Source organism: Paraburkholderia sp. 2C (assembly GCF_054589215.1).
The window spans coordinates 98,814-122,507 of the sequence record NZ_BAAILL010000045.1; the positions used below are offsets into that span (position 1 = coordinate 98,814).

19 protein-coding genes and 1 tRNA gene are annotated in these 23,694 nt (G+C 62.6%); 7 read left to right on the forward strand and 13 right to left on the reverse strand.

From position 1 onward, the window contains the following. Positions 1-37 precede the first annotated feature (37 nt). The 3 genes from ACYPXD_RS22490 to ssuD are packed head-to-tail and all read right to left on the reverse strand — an operon-like array spanning position 38 to position 3,086. Positions 38-1,102 carry an ATP-binding cassette domain-containing protein gene (locus ACYPXD_RS22490; protein ID WP_459716141.1) on the reverse strand — a complete coding sequence of 355 codons (1,065 nt, stop codon included), beginning with the start codon at positions 1,100-1,102 and terminating at the stop codon, positions 38-40. Beyond that, on the reverse strand, positions 1,099-1,911 hold the full coding sequence (gene ssuC / locus ACYPXD_RS22495; protein ID WP_459716144.1) for an aliphatic sulfonate ABC transporter permease SsuC: 813 nt from the start codon (positions 1,909-1,911) through the stop codon (positions 1,099-1,101). The genes ACYPXD_RS22490 and ssuC overlap by 4 nt, the downstream gene beginning before the upstream one ends. Positions 1,912-1,928: 17 nt before the next feature. Then, on the reverse strand, positions 1,929-3,086 hold the full coding sequence (ssuD, locus tag ACYPXD_RS22500) for an FMNH2-dependent alkanesulfonate monooxygenase (protein WP_459716147.1): 1,158 nt from the start codon (positions 3,084-3,086) through the stop codon (positions 1,929-1,931). A gap of 519 nt (positions 3,087-3,605) precedes the next feature. On the opposite strand from ssuD, the gene ACYPXD_RS22505 reads away from it, so the two are divergent. Next, the gene (locus tag ACYPXD_RS22505; protein WP_459716150.1) at positions 3,606-4,031 is read left to right on the forward strand and encodes a hypothetical protein; all 426 of its coding nucleotides are present in this window, start codon (positions 3,606-3,608) and stop codon (positions 4,029-4,031) included. A 59-nt stretch (positions 4,032-4,090) separates the two neighbouring features. Here the strand turns inward: ACYPXD_RS22505 and ACYPXD_RS22510 are convergent, their stop codons facing one another. Then, positions 4,091-5,221, reverse strand: a complete 1,131-nt coding sequence (locus tag ACYPXD_RS22510) for an enoyl-CoA hydratase/isomerase family protein (RefSeq protein WP_459716152.1) — start codon at positions 5,219-5,221, stop codon at positions 4,091-4,093. Positions 5,222-5,414: 193 nt separating this feature from the next. Beyond that, positions 5,415-6,116, reverse strand: a complete 702-nt coding sequence (locus ACYPXD_RS22515; protein ID WP_459716155.1) for a TetR/AcrR family transcriptional regulator — start codon at positions 6,114-6,116, stop codon at positions 5,415-5,417. 107 nt (positions 6,117-6,223) lie between these two features. Between ACYPXD_RS22515 and ACYPXD_RS22520 the strand changes: the two genes are divergently transcribed. Then, a complete protein-coding gene (locus tag ACYPXD_RS22520) occupies positions 6,224-7,240 on the forward strand; it encodes an NAD-dependent epimerase/dehydratase family protein (RefSeq protein ID WP_459716158.1) in 1,017 nt (338 codons plus the stop codon). 97 nt (positions 7,241-7,337) lie between these two features. On the opposite strand, the gene ACYPXD_RS22525 is transcribed toward ACYPXD_RS22520, so the two are convergent. Together ACYPXD_RS22525 and ACYPXD_RS22530 are read right to left on the reverse strand one after the other, a co-directional pair. After that, a complete protein-coding gene (locus ACYPXD_RS22525; RefSeq protein ID WP_459716161.1) occupies positions 7,338-7,625 on the reverse strand; it encodes a DUF1488 family protein in 288 nt (95 codons plus the stop codon). Positions 7,626-7,820: 195 nt separating this feature from the next. Further along, positions 7,821-8,126, reverse strand: a complete 306-nt coding sequence (locus tag ACYPXD_RS22530) for a hypothetical protein (protein ID WP_459716164.1) — start codon at positions 8,124-8,126, stop codon at positions 7,821-7,823. Positions 8,127-8,362: 236 nt separating this feature from the next. On the opposite strand from ACYPXD_RS22530, the gene ACYPXD_RS22535 reads away from it, so the two are divergent. After that, entirely contained in the window at positions 8,363-8,560 is a 198-nt protein-coding gene (locus ACYPXD_RS22535; RefSeq protein ID WP_459716166.1) for a hypothetical protein, read from the forward strand. Positions 8,561-8,695: 135 nt separating this feature from the next. Then, on the forward strand, positions 8,696-9,103 hold the full coding sequence (locus ACYPXD_RS22540) for a hypothetical protein (protein ID WP_459716169.1): 408 nt from the start codon (positions 8,696-8,698) through the stop codon (positions 9,101-9,103). Positions 9,104-9,175: 72 nt separating this feature from the next. Here the strand turns inward: ACYPXD_RS22540 and ACYPXD_RS22545 are convergent, their stop codons facing one another. Then, positions 9,176-9,508 carry a DMT family transporter gene (locus tag ACYPXD_RS22545; protein WP_459716723.1) on the reverse strand — a complete coding sequence of 111 codons (333 nt, stop codon included), beginning with the start codon at positions 9,506-9,508 and terminating at the stop codon, positions 9,176-9,178. Positions 9,509-9,518: 10 nt separating this feature from the next. Further along, a complete protein-coding gene (locus ACYPXD_RS22550; RefSeq protein WP_459716171.1) occupies positions 9,519-10,016 on the reverse strand; it encodes a heme-degrading domain-containing protein in 498 nt (165 codons plus the stop codon). A gap of 245 nt (positions 10,017-10,261) precedes the next feature. Here ACYPXD_RS22550 and ACYPXD_RS22555 point away from each other — a divergent pair. The 3 genes from ACYPXD_RS22555 to ACYPXD_RS22565 all read left to right on the forward strand — a co-directional run bounded on the left by ACYPXD_RS22555 (position 10,262) and on the right by ACYPXD_RS22565 (position 11,655). Beyond that, positions 10,262-10,338 (forward strand) — tRNA-Met (locus tag ACYPXD_RS22555). 708 nt (positions 10,339-11,046) lie between these two features. Next, a complete protein-coding gene (locus ACYPXD_RS22560) occupies positions 11,047-11,358 on the forward strand; it encodes a hypothetical protein (RefSeq protein ID WP_459716174.1) in 312 nt (103 codons plus the stop codon). A gap of 18 nt (positions 11,359-11,376) precedes the next feature. Next, positions 11,377-11,655 (forward strand): hypothetical protein, encoded by a 279-nt coding sequence (locus ACYPXD_RS22565; RefSeq protein ID WP_459716177.1) that lies wholly within the window; start codon positions 11,377-11,379, stop codon positions 11,653-11,655. Between the two features lie 173 nt (positions 11,656-11,828). Here the strand turns inward: ACYPXD_RS22565 and ACYPXD_RS22570 are convergent, their stop codons facing one another. The 4 genes from ACYPXD_RS22570 to ACYPXD_RS22585 form a co-directional block, all read right to left on the reverse strand. Beyond that, the gene (locus ACYPXD_RS22570) at positions 11,829-13,556 is read right to left on the reverse strand and encodes a ShlB/FhaC/HecB family hemolysin secretion/activation protein (RefSeq protein WP_459716726.1); all 1,728 of its coding nucleotides are present in this window, start codon (positions 13,554-13,556) and stop codon (positions 11,829-11,831) included. Positions 13,557-13,622: 66 nt separating this feature from the next. Then, the gene (locus tag ACYPXD_RS22575) at positions 13,623-13,961 is read right to left on the reverse strand and encodes a DUF6572 domain-containing protein (protein ID WP_459716180.1); all 339 of its coding nucleotides are present in this window, start codon (positions 13,959-13,961) and stop codon (positions 13,623-13,625) included. Beyond that, positions 13,962-21,884 carry a two-partner secretion domain-containing protein gene (locus ACYPXD_RS22580; protein WP_459716183.1) on the reverse strand — a complete coding sequence of 2,641 codons (7,923 nt, stop codon included), beginning with the start codon at positions 21,882-21,884 and terminating at the stop codon, positions 13,962-13,964. Between the two features lie 354 nt (positions 21,885-22,238). Then, positions 22,239-22,712, reverse strand: coding sequence for a hypothetical protein (locus ACYPXD_RS22585; protein WP_459716185.1), 474 nt, complete (start codon positions 22,710-22,712; stop codon positions 22,239-22,241). Positions 22,713-23,694 lie beyond the last annotated feature (982 nt).

Consider the following 23,694-nt stretch of genomic DNA (forward strand, 5'->3'; position numbering starts at 1 on the left):
CGGTTGGCTCCCAAAGAAAGTCGGTGGTTCGGTGTGGTTAAACGGCCCAGCGGATTTGCGCCGCGCGAACGGGCGACGTGGAAAGCGGATCGGCATGCGCATCGCCATGCGCGGCCTGCTCCTGCAACGGTGTATCGCCGACGGCGTCGCGTTTGAGCACCTGGCGCAGTACGCGATCCTCAAGCGTCGCGAAGCCCGCCGATGCGCGTTCGCGTGGCCGCGCAAGCGGCACCGGCAGATCGAGCGCGATGCGCCCTTCTTCGATCAGCAGAACCCGGTCGGCGAGTGCAACAGCCTCCTGCACGTCGTGCGTGACGAGCAAAGCCGTGAAGCGATGCTCGCGCCACAGGCGCTCGATCAGCGCATGCATTTCGATGCGCGTGAGCGCATCGAGTGCGCCGAGCGGTTCGTCGAGCAGCAGCAATTGCGGCCGGTGCACGAGCGCGCGTGCGAGTGCCACGCGTTGCCGCTGACCGCCCGACAATTGCGCGGGCCAGTCATTCGCGCGTTCGATCAGGCCGACTTCGGCGAGCACCGCGCGCGCATCTTCGCGTGCGCCGCGGCCCAGGCCGAGCATCACGTTTTGCAGCACACTTTTCCATGGCAGCAGACGCGCGTCCTGGAACATGATGCGGGTGTCGAAGCGGGTGGTGTTCGATGCACGACCGTCGGCGTGCTTGCCGAGCGTGCCGGCCGTCGGTGTTTCGAGTCCCGCGACGAGTCGCAGCAGCGTCGACTTCCCGCAGCCGCTGCGCCCCACGATCGAAACGAAACTGCCGCGTTCGATCGACAGATCGAGGTCGGCCAGCACCGTGCGCTCGCCGTACTGTTTGCGTACGCCGCGCAGTTCGACCGAGTAATCGGCGCTGCGCCGTTCGGTGGCAGCGTGCCGCCGGGCGGAGCCGGCGTGCTGCTCAGCAGCTTCGCGCAACAACGCCGCATTGCTCAACGCAGCGTGCGCTTGCGTCGGCTGCGTCGGCTGCGTCCGCGCGCCGGCATCCGCTTCGCGCCCGCCCCGCTGCCCGCGTCGCGCATTCACTTCGACGCGCTCCGCGCCGCCGCCGAACGACGACGACGACGTTGAAAACCCACTCGCGCTCATGCCTTCGTTCCTCGTTGATAAGCAGGATGCCAACGCAGCGACACGCGCTCGAGTCCTTTGGCCAGCAGGTCGGCGAGCTTGCCGAGCGCCGCATACAGCAGGATGCCGACCACCACCACATCGGTTTGCAGGAACTCGCGCGCGTTCATCGTCATATAGCCGATACCCGATTGCGACGAGATCGTTTCCGCGACGATCAGCGTGACCCACATCAGCCCGAACGCGAACCGCACGCCGACGAGAATCGACGGCAGCGCGCCCGGCAGAATCACATCGCGATACAGCGCGAAGCCTTTCACGCCGTAACTGCGCGCCATCTCGATCAGGTGCGCATCGACCGAACGGATGCCGTGAAACGTGTTCACGTAGATCGGAAAGAACACCCCGAGCGCGACGAGAAAAACCTTCGCTTCTTCCTCGATGCCGAACCACAGAATCACGAGCGGAATCATCGCGAGTGCGGGGATATTGCGGATCATCTGCACGGTCGAGTCGAGCGCGACTTCGGCAGGTCTGAAAAGCCCGGTTGCCAAGCCGAGCGCGAAGCCGACTCCACCGCCGAGCGCAAAGCCCGATATCGCGCGCCACGTGCTGACCTTCACGTCGGCCCACATCTCGCCGGAGCGGATCAGCGACCATGCGGCCTTGACGACCGCAAGCGGTTCCGGCAACACGCGCGTCGACAGGACGCCGCTTTTCGCCGCGAGTTCCCACGCGACCAGAATCGCGAGCGGCACGAGCCATGGCGCGACACGCGCGCCATACGATGCGATGAAGTTCCGTTTATCGACAGCAACTGCAGTAGACATCGATGCGTTCTCCCGCTTCAGCTTTGCGCGGCCTTCGGCGCATAGTGGTTGCCGACGATTTCGCCGAACGGCCCCGACAGCGGACCGCTCGCGATCGCGCGCCGCCGGCCCGGCAGCAGCGGAAACACAAGCTCGGCGAAACGGTAAGACTCCTCGAGATGCGGGTAGCCCGACAGGATGAACGTCTCGATGCCGAGCGACGCGTATTCCTGCATCCGCTCCGCGACCTGCTGCGGACTGCCGACGAGCGCCGTGCCCGCGCCGCCGCGCACGAGGCCGACACCGGCCCACAGATTCGGATAGATTTCGAGGTCTTTGCGGCTGCCGCGCTTGCCGCCGTGCAGCGCGGCCATGCGGCGCTGCCCTTCCGAATCCATCTTCGCAAACGACGCCTGCGCGCGGGCAACCGTCTCGTCGTCGAGTTTGCTGATGAGCCTGTCGGCGGCGGCCCATGCTTCGTCCTCGGTTTCGCGCACGATCACATGCAGGCGAATGCCGAAGCGGATTTTTCGCCCGTGCTGTTCGGCGCGCGCGCGAATTTGCGCGATTTTCTCCGCGACCGCGGCGGGCGGCTCGCCCCACGTCAGATAGGTATCGATATGCTCGCCGGCGATGTCGTGCGCGGCCGGCGACGAACCGCCGAACCACAGCGGCGGATGCGGATCCTGCACCGGCGGATAAAGCAGCTTGCCGCCCTTCGATTTCAGATGCTTGCCGATAAAGTCGAGCGACGCGTCGCGATGCGCGCCCGCCAGCAGTCCGCGCCAGATATGCAGGAACTCGCTGGTGATCTCGTAGCGCGTGTCGTGATCGACGAAGAGCCCGTCGCCTTCGAGCTCGGCCGTGTCGCCGCCCGTCACGACGTTGATCAGCAGGCGCCCGCCCGACAGACGGTCGAAGGTCGACGCCATCCGCGCGGACAGGCCCGGCGACGTGATGCCCGGACGAATCGCGACGAGAAACTTGAGCCGCTTCGTCACCGGGATCAGGCTCGATGCGACAACCCAGGCGTCTTCGCACGAGCGCCCGGTCGGCAGCAGCACGCCTTCGTAGCCGAGCGTGTCGGCGGCGCTCGCGATCTGCTGGAAATAGCTGTAATCCGCGGCGCGCGCGCCCTCGGACGTGCCGAGATAGCGCGTGTCCCCGTGCGTGGGAATGAACCAGAAGACGTTCATCTGAAGCTCCTGCCTTCCTGCCTGTAGCAGTTCGAATAATTGATTGAATGAAACACGCCGAAGACGCCGCCCGTGCACGGCCCGCGCGACGCGCGAGCGCACCCGGGCCGAGCGCCGCGGCACATGGGTCAAGCGTGTAAGGAGAAGGAATCGCGCCAGCCGCGGGTCGACTGCGCGGCATCGCAACAGAGGACGGCGCAGGCGCCGTCTGCATCGAAAACAGTCTATGGACGGCCTTGCGTCTTTAGAACGATTTTTTTGAGCTTAGGTTTTCCGCTTTCGTGATTTGACCGGCGCGCGGCATTCGCAAGACCGGCCGGCTCCACCTGCGCGACCGGCATGACGACAGCCCGGCGCGGACTTGCATTTATGCAACACGAGGCACGCAGAATCGCGTCGAATCGGGCCGGATAGCGAGGCGCCGTCTATATAATGACGCTCGTTTTACGACAATCCGCCTGATCCCGCTCTTAATCCCGCCTGGCCGCGCCGGCCTTGCGTTTCGCGCGTGTGCGATAGATGCAAAAACTCATACTGCCGTTCGTGTCCGGATTTCTCGCCGCGCTGTTTTTCCATGACGCGACACTGGGCCTGCTGCACGCGGCCGGCATGATCGACCTCAGCGGTTTTTCGACCGCGCCGTTCGCGCCGCTCGAGATACCCGAATTCATCGCCAATGCGATCTGGAGCGCCGTATGGGGCGTGCTGATGGCGTGGCTGTTGCGCGTCTCGCCGGAACGCACGGCGCCGTGGGTGCCCGCGTTCCTGTTCGGCGGCATCGTGTTGACGGCGGGCAGCGTGTTCGTCGTCGATCCGATTCGCGGCATCTGGCCCGCCGGCAATATGCTGCCGCGCCTCGCGGTCGGTTTTGCCGCCAATGCGATGTGGGGCTGGGGCGCGCTCGTCTTTATGCGCGCGTTTATGGCGGGCGATAACGAATCGTAGGGCCGGGCTCGTCGATTCGCACCCGGCTTCGCGTCTGCCTTCGCGCCGGCCGGTCCGCTTCAGCCTGCGAGGTCGCGTAACGGATGCCCGTTCGCCGGCCACGGGCTCTCGAACATGCCGGCCACGTACTCGGCCGGCACATCCTCGATCCGCGCGAAACGCCAGTTCGGCCGATTGTCCTTGTCGATGATGCGCGCGCGAATGCCTTCGCTGACGTCGCCGCGCTCGAACGTGGAACGCGTCAGATCGAGGTCGCGGCGCAGGCAATCGGCCATCGTCCCTTCCGCGCGCGTGACCACTTCGAGCGAGACGGCCATCGCAAGCGGCGAGCGCTCGCGCAGTACGCCGCCGATCTGTTCGGCCCAGTCCGCATTCGCGCAATCGCCTTCCGCATCGAGCGACGCGATGATTTGCGCGACGTCGGGCAGCGCGAAGTGCCGGTCGATCAGCGCACGGGCGTCGGCAATCGGCGACGTATCGGGCGTCGGCACGACCTTGTACGCGGCCGCTTCGCGCGCGACGCAGTTCACGACGTCGGCGCCACGCTCGAACACTTCAGTCTTCAGACGGTCGACGAGCGCGGCCAGCGCCTCGTCTTCGATATAGGCATCGGCCAGTCCCGCATAGAGCGCGTCGGCCGGCCCCAGCGACTCGCCGGTGACCGCGAGATAACGCCCGATCGCACCGGGCGTGCGCGCGAGAAACCAGCCCACGCCGACGTCGGGGAACAGGCCGATACGTGTCTCGGGCATCGCCATGCGCGTTGACGTCGTCACCACGCGCAGGCCGCCCGTGCGATACGCGCCTTGCGAAATGCCCATGCCCCCGCCCATCACGATGCCGTTCATCAACGCGATATATGGTTTCGGATACGTAAAGATTGCGTGGTTGAGCCGGTATTCCTCGACGAAGAACGTATCGAGCGCGTCGCGGTCGCCGCGCCGATGCGCGTCGTACAGAAAGCGGATGTCGCCGCCCGCACAGAATGCGCGCGGGTTCGCGCTGCGCACGACGATCGCGAGCACGTCGGCGTCGTCGCGCCACTGGTCGAGCGCGGCGCGCATCGTGCGAATCATTTCCGTCGACAGCGCATTTAACGCCTTCGGCCGGTCCAGTTCAATGAATCCGATGCGGTTTGCGACGTAGGCCGTAACGTGTTTGCCGTCAGTTGGCGGTGAGTGAGTCGGCATGGGAATAACGCAGACAAGAGTGACAAGCAACAGACTGAACGGTAACACGTACCGATGCTTTGCAATGTGACGCACCGCTTTCAGCGCCGCGCTTTGCGCCTCGTTGAAGCAGCCGCGTCACCGGCATTTTCGACGCGAAGGCGTTGCGATGCCTGGTTGGCAGCCGCCGTTGCGGCGCCCTGATGCGTCCGCCTCAGGTGCTCGACGACTTCGTTTTCCTGGCCGGCGGCGCCGCGCGCGTTGCGCGCTTGCGCGGCGGTGCCGCGGTTTTTCCGGCGCGCCCGGAACGTTCGCCCAGCCACGCATCGAGCGCGGTATCCACGACCGTATCGAGCGGCGTGCGCGGAAAGACCGGACACGTGAGCCGCAACGCGACGATGCCATGCATCGTGGCCCACAACGCTTCGGTCCATACCTCGCTATCGGCCGATGCGGGCAAGCGGCCCTGCCCCTTCATTTCATCGAGCGCATCGGCCACGAGCCGGAACGCGGCCTCGCCCGCATCGTCGCCGGCCTGCGCAGCGCTTTCGAACGCGGCGCCGACGTAGGTCGGATCTTCCATGAAGATGAGCCGGTAGGTCTGCGGGTGCTCGGTGCCGAATGCCACATACGCGCGCCAGATCGCCCTCAGACGTTCCGCGGGGTCCGCGACGGACAGATGCGGCTTGAGGGTTTCGAGCAGTTGCGCATAGCCCTCCATGCACAATGCGCGCGCAATTTCGTCGCGATTCTCAAAATGCAGATACAGCGTGGCCGGCGAATATTCGATTGCGTCGGCGATCTTGCGCATCGAAAGCGCAGCGAAGCCTTCGCGCATCACGATACGGCGCGACGCATCGAGGATGCGTTCGCGCAGCACCTGCTTTTCGCGGTTTTTTCGTTCGGCGATTCCCATGCGACGCATTCTCAGGTTGACAAAATGAAATGTCAAATTAAACTGAACACCGTTTACTAAACAGTGTTCACTGCCGTGTTCGCTGAACGCTACTCCCGGGAGTTCTAATGGAAAACGATCGCACCGTTCCCGCTCGTATCGGCCTGTTCGGCGCCGCCGGCGCGGCGGGCCGCAGCATCGCCGCGGCGCTGCGCGCGCAAGGCCAGCGCTATCGCGCCATCGGCCGTGCGCGGCAAGCGCTCGAAGCCGCATTCGGCGACGATCCGAACGCGGATATCGCGACCTGGAATCCGCACGACCCGTCATCGATCGCCGCGGCAGCCGCCGGTCTGCACACCGCGATCTATCTCGTCGGCGTGCCTTACGACCGCTTTGCCATGCATCCGCCGCTGATGCGCAACACGCTCGCGGGGCTCGATGCGGCCGGTGTCGAGCGCTTGATCCTGATCGGCACGGTCTATCCGTATGGGCGCCCGCGGCAGCATCCGGTCACCGAAGCGCATCCGCGCGAACCGCATACGTTCAAAGGCCGCATGCGGCGCGAGCAGGAAGATCTCGTGCTCGATGCGCACGGGCGCAACGGCCTCTCGACGCTCGTGTTGCGCCTGCCCGACTTCTACGGCCCGGGCGTCGAGCGCAGCTTCCTGCATGGCGTTTTCGAAGGTGCGGTGCGCGGCGGCCGCGCGCAGATGGTCGGGCCGATCGACATACCGCACGAATTTATTTTCATGCCTGATTTGGGGCCTGTCGTGGCTTCGCTTGCGCATAGGGCCGAAGCCTATGGCCGCGTGCTTCATCTCGGCGGTGCGGGCACGATCACGCCGCGCGAGGTCGCGGCGCGCGCGTATGCGCTGGCTGGCCGCGAACCGAAACTGATGGTGGCGGGCAAGACGATGCTGCGCGCGATCGGCCTCATCAATCCGATCATGCGAGAGCTGGTGGAGATGCACTACCTGCTCACAGACCCCGTCGTACTCGACGACTCCGCGCTGCAGGCGCTGATCGGCCCGATCAGCAAGACGTCATACGACGAAGGGATCCGCCTTTCTTACGAAGCCGCGCGGCAGGCATTGAATCCGCGGGTGTCGCGCGATGCAGCGCCAATGAAGGATAGCCGCGCATAGCTTCGGTCGCTTCAATGGGTTCGGGACAACGCTGCGGGATCAGCCACGGCTGCTTGTGAAATGCGCCTGCGCCCGGATGCACGGCACGCAACCGCGCTCACGACTGCACGTTGTCGCCGGGCGGAAAGTGACCGCTCTTTAGCAGCACCGGCGTGCCATTGCTGATCTGCAAATGCTCGCGGGCAACCGCCTCGATGCGCGGCCGGCCATTGTTGAAAGCGCGCATCCAGCCGTCGCGGTCGTAGGACGGTGCGCCGAAGTGATCTTCGAGTGCTTCGACCGAGATCGCGCACGGCACCGGCTCGCCATTGACCAGCGCGCGAAAGACGACGGTCAGATTCGAATCGCGGTACGCGGGCGCGTCCGCAGGGAAGCGGATGTCCATGTTCGCCTCATCATCTGAATGATCGTGCAAAAGCCGACGCCGCCGCGCGGCGGCCGGGTCGGCCATAGTCGGGCTTATCGGGGGCTATGGTACTCGTCCCCGCAAGCTGCAGTCCAGCCAGGCGCGGCGGCCGCGCCCGCGCACAATCGCCGCTCCGGGTATCGTGGCCGCCGAAGTCCCGCGGCGACCGCGCGTTCACGCCGACGATACCTGCAGCAGACGGTCGATATAGGCACGCGCGGCACGTTCGACGTGCTCGAGCGCGGCCTCTTCGGTCGCGAAACGCTGTTCGTCGCCGAGATCGAGCAAGGTCTCGATGCGGTGCACATCATCCGGCCCGCGCTGCGAGAGACTGACCGAGCCCACGTAGATGCCACCCGCGACTCTGCCCGGGCTTGCACCAGCCTGACCCGGCTGCGACGCCGATTCGTTCGCATTGACGAGCCGCGCGGCCGCGCTGATGTAGTACCCGCGATAGGGTCCACTGACACGTTCTGCCATTTCAACCTCCATTTGTCGGTCTTGTGTCGACGCTTGCGCTTACGGATGCGTATGGATATAAGGCGCCTGCAAGGAAAATTAGTTCTATGCGCCCGACTGCGCCTGCGCAATGCACTTATTCGCCGTACATCGGTCGAACCCCGCGTGCCGATCCGGCATACATCGATCTTGCGTCGCGAGGCCTATGGTCAATCCGCGACGTCCGTCATGCGCATTCATCATCCAGAACTTGCGATATGGGAAAATATTTCCTTCGGGACACGGAAGTAGCCGAACCCGATGCGGCAAACGCATGGTTTTCCTATGCAGGAGAACACGGCATCGACGTGCCCAAGGCAATCAGCATCTGGCAAGACGCGTCGAGCGAAGCAGGCGCCGACAGCCGGCGCGCGGTCGAAAATGCGGGCATTCGCATCGAACCGGGCATGGGCTGATGCATGACGCGAGCCTTGCCATGCGAGCGCAACCGGTCAAACCGTTCAAGCTTCGCGCGGTTCGATATTTGCCTCGTCCATCAGCTGGCGGCGTTGCGTGCCGCTAGCCACGAACTCACCACAAGAGGACATGCCATGAAGTACCTCACGACGCGCTTGCGTTCGTCACGATCTCCTTTTGACCCGGCGCCGGCGCCGCGCGCGGGTGCGAACCCGACGCGCCTGACTGCCGCGCGCGTGCGCGCCGCGCTGCTGCCCGGCCTCGCGCTGGCCGCTGCGAGCCTTGCCGCGTGCGCGTCGTCGAACACGACGTCGCTGATCAATCTGCCGAACGGCGAGACGGGCTTCGCGGTCAACTGCAGCGGCGCCGATGCGGGATCGAGCTGGGCATCGTGTTATGTGCAGGCGGGCAAGGCATGCGGACCGACGGGGTACGACATCATCTCGAAGGACAACGACGAAGGCGGCACGGCTGGCGGCGGCATTACCAACGTCGTGTCGGCCAACGTGAAGAACCGCTCGATGGTCATTCGCTGCAAGTAAGAGAGGGGCGCGAGCCGCTGCCGCGATGTGCACGCGGCAGCGGCTCTTGCCGCGTCGATGAGCGTTCGCGCGTCAGTGCGTCTGCATCTTCGAAAACAGATTGAGCACGACCACGCCGGCAACGATGAGCCCGAGCCCTGCCACCGCGGGCAAGTCCGGCACCTGCTTGTACACCACCAGCGCGACGAGCGTGATCAGCACGATGCCGACGCCCGACCATATTGCGTAGACGATGCCAACCGGAATGCTCTTCAGCGTCAGCGACAGCATATAGAACGACACGCCGTAACCGAGCACGACGACGACGGCCGGCAGCCATCGTGTGAAGCCATCGGATGCGCGCAGCGCGGATGTGGCGATCACCTCCGCGACAATTGCAATCGCGAGCAATGCATAAGGCGGCAAGCGCATCGCCTCAGGCCTTCGCAAGTGCGAGCTTGCTGTAGTCCTGATCGAGTTGCGCGCACAGCGCCTCCACGACGAGTTCGTGGTCGGAGCGTTGCGGCAAGCCCGACACCGTGACCGAGCCGATCACGCCGGCGCCCGTCACCGTCAACGGAAATGCGCCGCCATGCGACGCGTAGTCGGCCACCGCGAGTCCATGCTTGTCCGCGAGTGTCGCGCCCGATTGTTGCAGCTTGAGTCCGACCGCGTACGAGCTGCGCCGGAATTGCGCGACGACATTGGCCTTGCGACGCGCCCACTCGACGTTGTCCGGCGTCGCGCCGTCGAGCGCGCTGAAGAACAGCAACTGGCCGAACGTGCGTATATCGATGACAAGCGCGAGGCCGCGCGCCTTGGCGATTTCATGCAGGTACGCGCCGAGTTGCCATGCGCGATCGGGATCGAATTGCGCGAACACCAGCGCCTTTTCCTGAGCGGCGATCGCTTGCAGATCGTGAACGATGTCCATATGCGATTGAATGGCAGAGAGATGTGGAACGCTACGGCAATGAGGTGCCGCTGCCGCAGATCGAATTGCGATTCTAGCGCAGCCGTATGCGACATCCGCGGTACATGTGCGGACGTGTGTGCGCCGCGGTATGTACTTGAAACGTGCGTGCCCATCGCACCTCGCAATCGTGCCGCGAACATGTCGAAGCGAACAAAGGTGTTGCACGGGGAGGGGGTTTGTTCTATAATCTTTTCTTCGACGGACGCGGGGTGGAGCAGTCTGGCAGCTCGTCGGGCTCATAACCCGAAGGTCGTAGGTTCAAATCCTACCCCCGCAACCAAGTGCAGCAAGGCTTTCAGCCGGTTTTTGCATCCCGTGTGAATTGCCCCGTTTCGCTGTTAGGGCAAAGCCCGCGCATTTTAGGCGAACTGTCGTCGCAATGGAACCCGCCCCGAGCGGGTTTTTTGTTGCCTGCTCGTTTCGTGCATTCTCGCGTGCCGCAACTCCCAATCAATTCGCGATCCTGATGGATCGCCTTGCCCCTGTGCCAACACGCAACGTCATCGCGACGCGCGCCCCGTTCCGAGGGTCGTCACACACGCGCGCGAGACAATCAATCGCTCCCCGCTCAGAATCAGAACTGTCCCTGGGGGCGGTCACGCGATACCGATTCCGCTCCATCGATCCCGATTCGCCCTGTAGGCAAAATCCGGGGCTTGAGAAGGAAAGTTCTGAAATAATGGTGCCCCCTTGGATTTAGTCTGCGCGGGTGAACACGCCTTGGCGCTGCGCTTTTATACTCCCGAGTGCCGTCAGAGGATCGACGGTTCAGGCTTGGCAGCCTGACTTCAAGTGACCCCACACGCCTGCTCCGGCAGGCCGTGTGCTGCTTCTGCACGCCTATCCTCAATGGGCGGGCCGTGGCGGGGAGACCTTCGGGTCTGCCGGGTTTTGGGTTACTTGACCGGTCTGCCAACCCTGCCATCGTGCCCGCTCACCACCTCTTACGGCTGGTTGCGGGCTCCCTTGGACAGCGGAGGATGCCCCCATGACCAAACCAATCAACACCCTATCCACCGAAGACCTGTTGACGCGGAACGCGTCGCTGTGCGAGGCCAGCAAGGCCGTACTCGAAGCCATCCAGCGTTACCAGACCAACCTCAGGATATTCGGCGCACTCGGCCGCTCATTCAGCAAGGCCCATGACTTCGACCGCCCTTATCTTGTGATCGCGCTTAACGACGCCATCGCTCATGCAGAGATGGAAGTAGACGGCGAAGTTGCGATGCTCGAGAACTGCCTGAGACACGAAACAGTCAGTGTCGGGCAGTTCGATGCGCACACAGCTACATGTCATTGAGCGAGCGTGAGAACAACCATGAAAAAAGCGCAATCCTTGAAGAACGGCAAGCTGTCGCTTGTAAATACCCGCTATACACGCCTTGCAATGTCATCGCTGAATCACTGCAACCGCTCGATCGAACAGTTCCGCGCCATTTCGGTACTGGTCGCATCGGTCCTGCGAAAGCCTGCGGTTACTGACGACGAGCGACGCGCCGAGCGTACGGAGCTTTCGTTGCTGATGGAGACGGTAGGAGTTCAGGAAGCGCGCGGAGTGAATCACGCAACAGGCCGGTCATGGCCTCATCGACGGTGACACGGCACACATGCCATGCGCCGCCCTTTCCGTCACGTCGGAATTCCCCTGCGCCAGGACCGGGTACACAGGCTGTCACAATCCAATCGGCAAATCTATCAGTCCGGTCTGATTTCGCTGTCGGCGGTTTCCGCGAAAACCTCAGAGTGGCGGACTGATAGACGCAGGCCGCTTCAAAACCTCGCTGTCAGCGCGACGCCGACGGTCACCCACGAAGTGGGAAATCCGGAAGGCTTGTAGATCGGCGTTCCTGTGAACAGATCGTAGGAAACGCCGACATACTTCGCGGGTACGCCGCTCCGAATGCCAATCACCGCACCCGCGAGCTGCGTGCCCACCAGTGCTGCTGTGTTCGGTCCGAACACACGCCCATAGTCGAGCCCCGCATACAGCGTCTGTCCCGTCTGGAACACCGGCCATTGCAATTCGTTGCGCAAGTAGAAGCCACGTTCGGCCGCGAGCATCGTTTCGCCATCGAAGCCGCGCACTGTGTATCGGCTGCCGATGGTCAGGTCGTCGATGTAGAACAGCGTGTCTTTCGTGAACTGGCCGTGTACCGTTCCAACGTATCTGAAGCCCTGACCACCCATCGCGAACGGAACCGAGAGGTTCGCGTCGAGTACGGCCATGTGGAAGCGGTATGTCGGGCCGTCAGGATACGGGTCCGCCGTCGCGCCAAAGCCACCGACGCCCTGACGGTAGGCGAGCGTGCCGTCGAACTGCGCTGCGCCGAAGTAATGGCGGTCGGTCGCGCCAAGTTCCAGGAAGGTATTGTTGCGGGCCTGCGTCGGGATGGTTGTGTCGTCGATGAAGCTGTCGCCAAAGCGCTTCGATAGCTGAATGTAGCCGCCGAGCACGTCGTTCTGGCCGCGTGAGAGGACGCGCGCGATGCGCAGCGCTGCGGTCTGTGAGTTGCCGCTGGAGACGAATGTCTGGTTCACGCCCGCGATGTTCTGGTAGTAGGTGTTCGTGTAGCTCGATAGCGTCGTGGTCCAGTAACCCCAGGGAATGGAATACGAGCCGTTGAAGCCATGCGAGCCGAGCGTCTTGTTGCCGAAGGACAAGTCCTGGTTTGCGCCAACTGTGAGGATGTCGTTCAGGCCAAGCGGGTTATCGATACCGAGACTGATATTGCCTTGCCATTTGCCCGTCGACTCCGTGCCCGAGTTGTCGACCGACGCGACGAAGGTCCACGGCTTCGACCGCCTGACCGTGAGCATGACATCGCTTTCGCCCGGTATGTCAGTCGGCCGGATATCCATGCTCACGTCCTGGCTGCTGACGCGCTTCATCTGCTCAAGTCCCTGCTCAAGATCGCGCAGATTCAAGAGGTCGCCGCCACGCGTCGGGTAGGCAGTCCCCCAGGTTCCCCACATCGATAGATCCACGAAGGCGATGTTGCGCACGATTCCGGGTACAAGCGCGAGCGTAAGCGTTCCGCCCGTCAGGTCTTGCGGCTGCACGAGTACGCGCGTAGTGACATAGCCGCGGCTCAGAATCGCCTGCTGCAATCCCTTCGTGAGCATATCAATGCCTTGCTTCCCGACACACTGCCCTTTGTAGTGGTCGAGCCATTCGCGTGCGAACATGAACGGGTCGAGCGGCAGCGCCGATGCGCCTTTCTTCTGCGTCGCCGCTGACACGGATTCAGGTACGTTGAGGAAGAAGGTGTCGACGCGAAAGCATGGTGAGTCGTGCGGAAGTGCAGGATACACTTCGATCTTCGGCAGGTCCGAGCGCACAACGGGGGCCGACACTGCCGCTTCCCGCTGCTGCGCGTCGCGCCGTTGCTGCTGGTTTTGTTCTGTTTCTATGCCGCCCAAGCTTTGCGCCGGAACACTGGGCGCGAGTGTGACCAGGGCTGTGAGCGGGAGAGCCGCCAGCCTCTTTCGAGTTTTCATGATGATTTGTATTGCTAATTGTGTGGTGTGCGTTCTCATTCTTGAGAACGCACATTTCAATCCCCGTTACTGCTCAGTCGCTGGAGGAACCTGGTACGTAAGTTCAAATCCGGCTCCACGCACGATCATTTGTGCCTGCCTGAAGAAATCCAATGCTCCCGGCGAGAGAGCATACTTAGCGACAAGTTCAATTTCAAATCTGCAACCCTTTGTATTGGGATTGTTTTCGTAGACTTGGCCGCTCTCCAGATAGACCAAATAGGTGTTGATCTTGTCCTGGAGCAAAACAAGATGGTCGTGTTCTGCCTCATCCCATCTAAGGTGATCGGAAATCGCTAATCGCACGATGCCGTTGGGTGCATCGATGCCGATCACGTCAACGACGTTTGTGTCGAGAATAGACATTTATTTGCTTCCTTTCACAGTAACTGGCCGGACAATGTCAACCTTGGTAGGTGGTATCACGGTACCACCGGGGAAGCCGGGCTTACCCTTCCCGACAACGACTGCGCCGCCTGTTTCGATTTGTGGGAAGGCGACCGTCTGATTGGGTGTCAACGGCGCCGTGTCTGAGGACTTGCACTCCACACAGCCAATTTTACCGTCGGTGTCTCTCGTGACGATGTCCAAGCGAGTTTTGGTGCCATCAGCAACCTTGACCGTAACTTCCTGCACCACCTCGGGGTTTCGTTGCTCATACCTTTCCACGGTTTCAGCCTCAAAAGCACGACCCTTGTCCCTGTTGTCTTGAACATTAAGGATCGCATTGTCAGGCAGGTACGTAGCCGATCCCGTGCCGCGAGTAAGCGCTTGGCCTGCGCCATCCGCAAGCACGGCACCGGGACTTTGCGCGGGAGGCTTACCACCGCCAATGCCGATCACCGCAGCGGCACCGTTTGCCGCGCTCTGTGCCATCAGATCAGTCGGCGACTCAGACATTTTCGCGGCAGCGCCGCCCTTGATCATCCCGATGAATTGGTCGATTAGAGTTCCGAGCGATTGCCCCTGTGTTGCGCCGGGAGGGACACCAATTGACTGTTCGACAAGGCGACGGGCCTTGTCTTCGTCCTTGTTGTTCCCCTGGTTGTAGATGTTCACGTTCGACGCGCCTGCTGCGCCGGCCGTCCCACCGATGACCGCGCCGCCGATTCCAGACGCGATATTCCCGGCGAGGTTGCCAATCAGTGACGAGCCGGTTGCACCCGACACCGAGTCGCTGAACTCTTTTGTCTGTGGTGCGAGAAAAGACGAGAAACCAGCTCCAGCAGCGCCGCCAATGGTGCTGAACGCACTACCGCCGCCAAGCCCGCCAATGAGCGCGCCTCCCGCCGCGTGAAGCTCTGCGCGAGAATCCCCACCTTCACGCCAGTGGCTGTAGTCGACCAGTGCTGCGGCCATGCCTTCGGCGTCACCTCGATCCTTCGCAGCCTGTAGCGCGGCAACTGCGTCGTCGCGTTTCATATCGGCATACGCACCGATGCCTTCGGCCACCACCTGGCCCGCTGCCTGGGCGGCCTGCATCGTGTCAGCCTGTTTGTTGAGGATGTCATTCACGTTCGGCGTGTTCGCTACCTTGCCGTTCGTGTTCGCCGCGTCGCGGGAGAGATCGGCCACGTCCTGCGTCTGGCTCGCGCCGTTCGTGACGTTGATGGTGCCTGTGCTCACGGCGCTACGCGTCGTCGCAATCGAATCGCCGCTCTCGTTCTGCGAAATCATCGGCGATACGCCAGGCTGACCGCTCACCGAGCCGGGGCCGACCGCTTTGCCCGTTACGCCAACACCCACACCCGCACTGATACCGTTGCTGTTCGCCGAGTAGTGCGACTGGTTCTGGATATCGCTGTAGGTCAGCGTGCCCGTCGTCAGGCTGTTCCTGTCTGCATCTGCCGTGCTGGAAATCACCGCACCAGTTAGGCCGGTGTTGCCCTTGACGTTGATGTTGAATCCGCCATTGCCCGCCATGATGCCGGCCTGTTCGTTGACGCCCGCATAGTTCGAATCCGCATGGCCATTCTGCGCGCTGACACTTGCGCTGCCCCCGCCTTGACTGATCGTGAACCCGCCGCCCGCGCTGCTCTGGTGCGCGGCGCTGTACGTCACGTTCTGCACGCTCGCGATGTTCAGATTGCCGCCGACGTTGGCCGTAACCTGCTTGCCCGCAATCTGCGAGCCGATGATGTTTGTATCGCTGCCCGAGACCACCGTGACGCTGTTCGCACCCGTGACATGCGACGCGTTCTGTATCGACGCATCGCTGTTCGCGTCGCCGTGCGCATTTGCCATCGCCGCAGAGACCCCAAAGCCGCCGCCGAGCGTGTACTGCACACCGAAGCTCGCGCTGCTGGAACTATTCGAGCTACGCGTCGAATCGGTGTCCGTCGTATTGATGATGTTGACGTTGTTCTTCGCGGCGAGCACCACATCGTTCGCGCTTACGTTAGAGCCAGCGATGGTCAGGTCGCCGCTGGTCGCGACAAACGTGGCGTTGCCGCCAGCCTGAACACTGGAGCCACGTTGCGCCGTTTGATCTTCCGAAGACTGGCTTTCGCTTTTGCTCGAACCAATGCTGACCTTGATGCCGATATCAGGCTTGCCGCCATCGGCAAGCGTCTTCGCCCCCATGCCGGCAATCGCGGTATTGCCGGCCGCCGCGATACTGTGCAGCGCCGCTGCGCGATCATTGCCTGTGCTGGTCGAATGACTGGCCGCCTGCGACTCCGAATAAGCGTTGTTGATCGCGTCGCCCATTGATCCTGCGAGACCCATCGCGAGGCCATTGCTGCTCGTCTTCTGCGTCTGCGCCTGATACGACCTGTCGGTGGCGGCATCAATAATCACACTGGCTGCCGCGCCTGTGATGGTCTGGCCGGCGACAAGATCGCTGCCCGTGACGTGCAGGGTGTTGCTCGCTGCAATGGAAAGGTTTCCCTTCAGCGAGCCGACCGTACTGGCATTGTTCGTGACGCTCGATTCCTGGTCAGTCATCGCGAGTTTGTTCGTGCCGACCGTGACGGTCAGCCCGCTCGTGCCGAGCCCCGTGCGCTTCTCCTGATAGCTGCCCGACGACTGCATGGTGTCCTGCGTCGTGGTGATGTTCACGTCATGCGCGGCACTGAGCGCAACATCGATCGTGCCGACGATGGTGCTTCCCACGACGTTGATGTCCTTGCCGCTTGCGATGGTCACTGCATCGGCGGAAACCATGCTTCCCTGCGAAAGCGTCGTCGTGGTATTGCGCGAACTCGATACTTCCTTGCCGCTCACGACATTGCTGTGTTTGTGATGCTCCTGCGAGTTATCGACGTGCGTCTCCGTCGCCGCGCCGATGGTGACATTGCCCGTAGCCGCGAGCATTGCCGTGCCCCTGTCTAGGCTGATCTCGCTGCCGGTCACGTTAATGTCCTTGCCCGACGCCACCGTGAGCGAGTTGCCCGCATTGAGCGTCGTCGCCGTGAGCGTATCGTCGGACCTGTGCATCGACTCCGAATAGCTGCCGTGACTGTCGCTGCCCGAACTGTTGCTGTCCGTCGTCGACGTTGCTCTCGCAGCCTGGAGCGTCACATTGCCATTCGCCGCGACCGTACCGCCTCCAGCGAGATTCAGGTTCGCGCCTGTTGCCGTCAGGTCGCCGCCGACGCCGATCTGCGACACGCCACCGACGTTCACGCTGCTGCCCGTCGTCTGGTTGATGCTGGTGTTCGACACGCCGTTCGCGCGCTCGACGACTTTATGCTCGCCGGTCTGCACGGAGCCGATGTCGTAGTTGCCGCCCACCGCCATGCCGAGATTGCCGCCGACGTTCAGGTTGCCGGCATTCTGCTCGACGTTGCCGCCCGTCACGACGGCGGCGTCGCCTTTCACGTTCAGGTTCGCAGTCGGCCCGAGCGTGGTCGTGGTGCGCGTGGCTCCCGTTGCACTGACCTGGTCAACGGTCTGCACCGCCGTATTCAGCAGAAGGTCGCCGCCTGCGTTCAGCGCAAGGCTGCCGGCATTCACCGTTGCGGACGTGAGGTCGACGTTGCCCCTGGTCGTCAACGACATCAAGCCGCCGCCTTGCAGCGTGCCGAACGCGTTGTTGATCTGGTTGCCCTGGATCGACAGCGTATTGCCTGCCTGCACCGTGCCGCTGCTGGTGAAGGTCTGCGCGTTCCGGATGTCGATGTCGGTCGCCGCGATCAGTGGCCCATTCACGTTCTGCTGGCTCGTCTTCGCGAGATAGACGACCGGCACGAGCACGGACTGTCCATCGATCACCTGGGTCTGCATGATGATGACGTTGCTCGTGAGCTGCGCCACCTGCGCCGCCGACAGACTCATGCCGAGCGGCAGATTCAGCGACTGCGAGACCGATGCGCCTGCTGCAAGCAGCGACTGGTACATCGACTGAAGATCGGTGTACGGGCCGAGCACCGCTTTGCCGGTGAGCGCCGTCACCTGGTTGCGTACGAGCTGCTGCTCGTAGAAGCCGTCGCCGAGACGCTTTTCGGTCGTCTGCGGATTCAGGCCAAGCTGTTGCAGGTAGTAGTCGCTCGAAATGAACGTCTTCTGGTTAGTGAAGGCCGGATTCGTTTCAATCAGCCAGGTCGCGCCCGGTGCGGTGGCGGGGCTGAACAGACCACCTTGAGGAACCGTCAGGTTGTGCAGAACGCCTTGAGCTGTGGCGGTTGCGCTAATGCCGCTGATATTGACCCCCGACATGGCCTGGAGAGGCGCGAAACCCATCGAAGGGATGCCTGCATGACCGGCCGTATTGTCGATGCTGATGCCGGAACCCGACAGCGTGCCGCCTGCGACAAAGCTCGATTCATAGGCTAGAAGCGAGTAATAGCGGATATCTGCCGGCGCCGCCTGCGTATAGCCGCCAGGCCGGGAGCCAACGAACGGCGCATCGCCGAACGGCAAGGTCCAGTCGTGCTCGGAGTTGTCGTAGTTGTTGTAGTGGTAGTAGCCGGAATACGTGACCTGGACTTCAGGTGCGCGCTGGCCTTGCCAGCTATTCTGGTCGAGCGTGACAGGCGCGGCGATGTTGCCGGCCGCCGCGACCGCGCTCCAGGCGTTCCGAAACAGGCCGACCGTTGACGCATCCAGATTGCCGCCCGCGATGATCTGCGCCTGCGGGCTGATCGATGCAACCAGGTTTGCCAGTGCCGCGCCTGTGTAGGTCGTGTACTGGTAGCCGCTATTCCACTGCCCGCCGTGCGGCGGTTCGACATTGACGCCGCCGATCATGCCCGGGTTCGCATCGGACCAGCCCACATTCTGGCCCGAGCAGGCCGCCATATCGACCGCTGTGCATCCGGATGTGCTGATGCCGAGTTGATCCAGCAGCGCGGAATCGACCGGTTGATTCAGGCCGGTCGTGGTCATCGTCGTGCGCGTGTTCGTGACCTGGCCGGCGTGCAGTTCCATGTCGCCGGCGGATTCGATCAGGCCCGACTGGTTGCGGATCAGGTTGGCGTTCGCGTAGTTGCCGTTCGCATCCTTGCCACCTGCCAGAACAACCTTGCCAAGACCGTAAATTGCGGTCGTCGCCTGCGTGTCAGTTGTCGTCGTGTCGTCGCGGTTCTCGATATCCGGCGCGAGCAGTTCAAGGGTTCCGTTGCTGGCTGTCGCGCCGATCAGCGCGGTTGTCCCGACGTTCGTGATCGACTGCGTCGCGTTGAGCGACACGTTGCCGCCAACAATCGCGCCTGTGTTCTCCAGGGTGTTCGAGTGTGTCGTGAGCGCGCCGCCCGCCATCATCACGCCGCGGTTCGCGATATCGCCCGCGATGATACCGAGGTTGTTCACCGCTTCCAGCGTCGCGCCATTGCTGAATGTACCCGGCAGGGTGAAGGTCAGGTCATGTCCCGCGGCAAACTGCAAATCCGGCGTCGGCGCGAAATCGCCGTGGACGCTTACCGCTACATCGTTCGCCGCGCTGTACGCGCCGCCGCCCGTGAGTGCCGCGGCATTGACGGACAGGTTGTGCGTGGCCCCGATCTGCCCGTTCGTGTTCGTGATCGCACCGGTCGTCGTGATCGCGACATCGCCGCCCGCACCGATGAGGTTGCCGATTCTGCCGCTGCTGTTGTCGACGGTGTCCGCCTGCACCGTGACATTCGCGCCGCTGATCTGTCCGCTTCGCTGGCCGTTCTGCGTGTTGACGAGCGCCGAAGCATCGACGGTGACATTGCCGTTACCCGTTATCACGCCGCCTGCGTTCAAGGTCCGGGTGCCCCCGTGTACGGCCGTGTCGCCCGCGCCGAGGTTGCCGGCAAGACCGTTTGTGTTGTCGATTGATCCGGTCTGAATGTTGAGCGTGCTCGCGTCGCCCGCTGCACCTGTGCCGGACTGGATCTGTCCGTTGGTGTTCGCCAGCGTGCCGCCGATCGTCAAAGACGCCGACGAGAGCGAGCGGATAGCACCCTGGGTGTTGTGCACGTCGCCCGCGATGTTCGCCGCAATATTGTCCTGTGCGGCCAGCAAGCCGTTCGTGTTGTTCAGGCTGCGGGCCTGCACGGCAAGCTGGCCCGCAGCGACAATCTGCCCGCCGACGTTCGAGAAGAGTCCCGTGCCGTTGCGCGGTGCAATCGTCAGCTTGCCCGTTCCGGCGTCGAGGATCGTGCCGCCGTCATTGATGAGTGCCCCTGGGGCAAGTGTCAGGTTGGTGCTGTTGGTCTGGAATGTGCCGCCGCTTGAATTGTCGAAGGTGCCGTTGATGTTGAAGCCCATTGACGACAGGCCGTATTGCGTAATCGTGCCGGCGTGGTTCAGCAGGTCCGTCGCATTCAGTGCGATCTGGTTCGCCTCAATGTCACCCCCGCTGTTGTCAAGCGTGCTGCCGGTCGTCACCATGAGGTCCGGCGCGAATATCCGGCCACCGCGGTTCGATAGCGCGTCTGCCGTAACGGTCTGTGCGCTGCCCGAGGATATCGCGCCGTTGTCGTTCGTGAGCGTGCCGCTTGCGCGGGCGTCCAGCGTGCCGCCTGCGGTCGTGGCCGCGCCCGACAGGTTCAGGTCGCCGCTGTTCGCCGCGAGCGCGACAGCGCCGTTTGCTGACGTGGTGCTGCCGGCGAGATTCACGGCCGCGCCGCTGATCGTTGCGTTGCCGCCTGCCGCGTTGCTGCCGGTCGCCGTGACCGTGCCGGACGCGCTCACATTCAGGTCGCCGGACTGTGCCAGTGAACCGTCGCGGTTCACCCCTGACGCGAGCGTACCGGTCGAATTCACCGAGCCTGCGCTGACCGCCGTGTTCTGCTGCGCGGCGACCATGCCGCTGTTTGTCAGTGTGCCGCCTGTGTTCAGGCTGGCGTTCTGTTGCGCGTAGGTCGTGCCGCTGTTGTCGATGCCATTGCGCGCGCTTGCGCTCACATTACCGCTTGCGCTCGCCTGACTCGCGAGTTCGAGCTTGCCCTGTGTGGTCAGCACGAGGTCGCCGGCATTCGCCGCCACGACGCCCTTGAGGGAAACGCCTACGCCTGCCTCGGTGCCCACCAGGAAGATGCGGTTCGCGTACATGCCGCCGAGACTGCTCACGTCGATGGAGACGCCAGGCGTGGGGCCGTCGCCTGCAACCGGCGTAGCGGCAAGCGTATCGTGGTTGATGCCGTTCGCGCCCGTGACGACGTTCAGGTTCTTCGCGTAGATGGCCGCGTTCGCTTGTACAGCACGGGCCAGCAAATCGACCCGGTCGACGTTCGACGCGTTCAGACCCGCGCCGCTGACCACGATGTTGCCGCCCGTGACATTAAAACCGGACAGGGAACCATCGGCCGCAAAGTTCGGCGTGCCCGTCGTGAGAATCGCGCGCGACGTATTGATGAACCCGCCACCGTTGACGGAAATCCCGCTGCCATTGGCAATGACCACTTCCGCGCGTCGCCCCGCGACTTCAAGATATCCGTTGATCTGACTTGCCGCGCTGCTATTGACCTGATTGACGATAACCCGCGCTGCGTCGCCGGGGCCGAAGTTCGGATTGCCGTTAATCATGCCGGCCTGTTGCGTCTGGACGATGGCCGGCGAGTTGTTCAGGATCGCACCGCGCTGCGGCACGTCAAACTGGCCATAAGTATTCATCGACACGCCCGCACCGGACGGCCTGTTGATGTTGACCTGCGGCAGTCCATTCTGCGTCTGGTTGACTGCCGGCGCATTCGGACCGGACGGGACGATCTGGGCACCCGACCACGCAGGCAATGCACCGAGCAGTGCAAGAGCTACGCATGCAGCCGGGCGGACCGTGCGCTGACCAGTTTCCTTGCCCGTTGCCGTCGCGGTTTCCTCGACAGCGACGAGCATTCTTCTCGTACGGCTGTACACAAGCCGATAGTTGTTCTTGTTCATCTACGTCATTCGGTGTGCTAATTTGTAGCGAACCGGTAATCTAGCGCCAGACGACGGGATCAGGCCCACGCGACGCGATGTCGGTGAGGTAGATACAACGATTTTCGCGAAATCGGAGTTTTCTGATCGAGCACACGGCGGCGACACGCTAGCCAGGTCAGGCGAAAAACGCCCGCGCGAAGGCGGGCGAAAAGACCACCGCTATCCGGGCGTGATGGGGTCGTGATCGCGGCGCATCCCTCGCGGCGAAGGTAGCGAGACATGCGCATACGCAATCTAAGGCAATTTCAAAACGCGCCGTCGTACGAAGAGTCCCAAACTTCGACAGAAATCGCTGATGGAGTCACTTGCGCGTTAAGGTTCCTGCCGTCGCTTACCAAACGAATGCGACCGGACGCGGATACCGTCGAGATACGCGTCAACGATGATCGAAAGCTTCGCAAGCGATTGCGGCCGATCACGATCCAGCGCAAACACCTTGTCGACGATTGACCGGGCCTCGACAGTGGCCGTGGCGAACCTTCCGGCAATCGCGATAAGTTCGCCCGGTACAGGCACGCCAACGTCGACGCGAAGAAGCTTCACTTCCCTCAACGTCATAGCCGTCAGGTCGCGGTTCAGCAGGACATGCAGCGCGATACCGAAAAGTTCTGAGACGGGAAGCAACAGCTCCGATCGACGCGACGAGCGGCGCTCAAGCTGATACACCTGTTGCCCAACGCGCGCACGTTGCCTGGCTGTCGCGTTGGGGCACAGTCGACGTAGCATGTCGCTGCGTGACCACCCGTACAGTTGACGAAGGTGCTGGACATTCTGGCCGAAACTCATGATGCGGCCCCTTAAATGACGACGCCCGCGAATGCGGGCGTCTGAAAGGTTAAATTGCCGGTACGGGCTAGGTCCGCGGCCGTAATTCAGTTCGGACAAGTCCAGCGGCACGGGCAAGTCCGAGCGGAAACAGTCTTCACCATTCACCCGATTTTCTAGGCTTTTGCGACGATTCCTCGTCGGCGGCAATTTCGACGTTTCATGACCGGCAACGGCAGGTTTGGCCTGGCGTCCTCCTTTTAAATCAGTAGGCTGTCGCTAATTTACCTATTCGTCCGATCGTTCATTAATCGGAAAGATCGCACGTTGCACACACATCGGAAAGATGCATGCGCCGTTGATCACATCCATCGCCGTCGCCCCGCAGAAAAATCGCCGACTCACCGCCCTTCCCGATCGTGGCGCGACAGCGCGAGCGAAATGTTCCGCGGCGCGACACACCGCGCCGTGCACGCCCGGACATTTGCCGCCTCCTCCGATAACGCATCACCGCCCATACTGCAGCTATCACAAATGAACATTCGTCAACCCAATTTCCGTCGATATGTAGTCCGAATGTATCCATACGCGACGCACAAACTTCTCAAGTGCACTCAAGCAGAGTGAAACAGCCTAAGCGACGCTATCGACGCGCCCAGGATTGCTCCGATCGGATGCCAGTCAACTGACCGATCGATCCAACCGAACAAGATACTCATAGTGATGGCGCCAAGCGCCGCGACGTTCGCGACACACCGAAGGCGGCCAAAGACGTTCTGTCTTTTCATAACGCTCCCTGTTCAATCAAGTACCTCTCCAACACAGTAGCAATCCTAACTCAATCCTCACCGCCCCTCACGCGCTTTCTCTCGCGCTAGCCATTCGGCCAGGGACATACGCAACGTTTAAACCTCGCCTCGCGCACTGGACTGTCACGCGGCAAGTCGACATCCCCGCTTCAACCGATGAACATAGCCTGCACAGGCGCCGCGCGTCCGGGAAT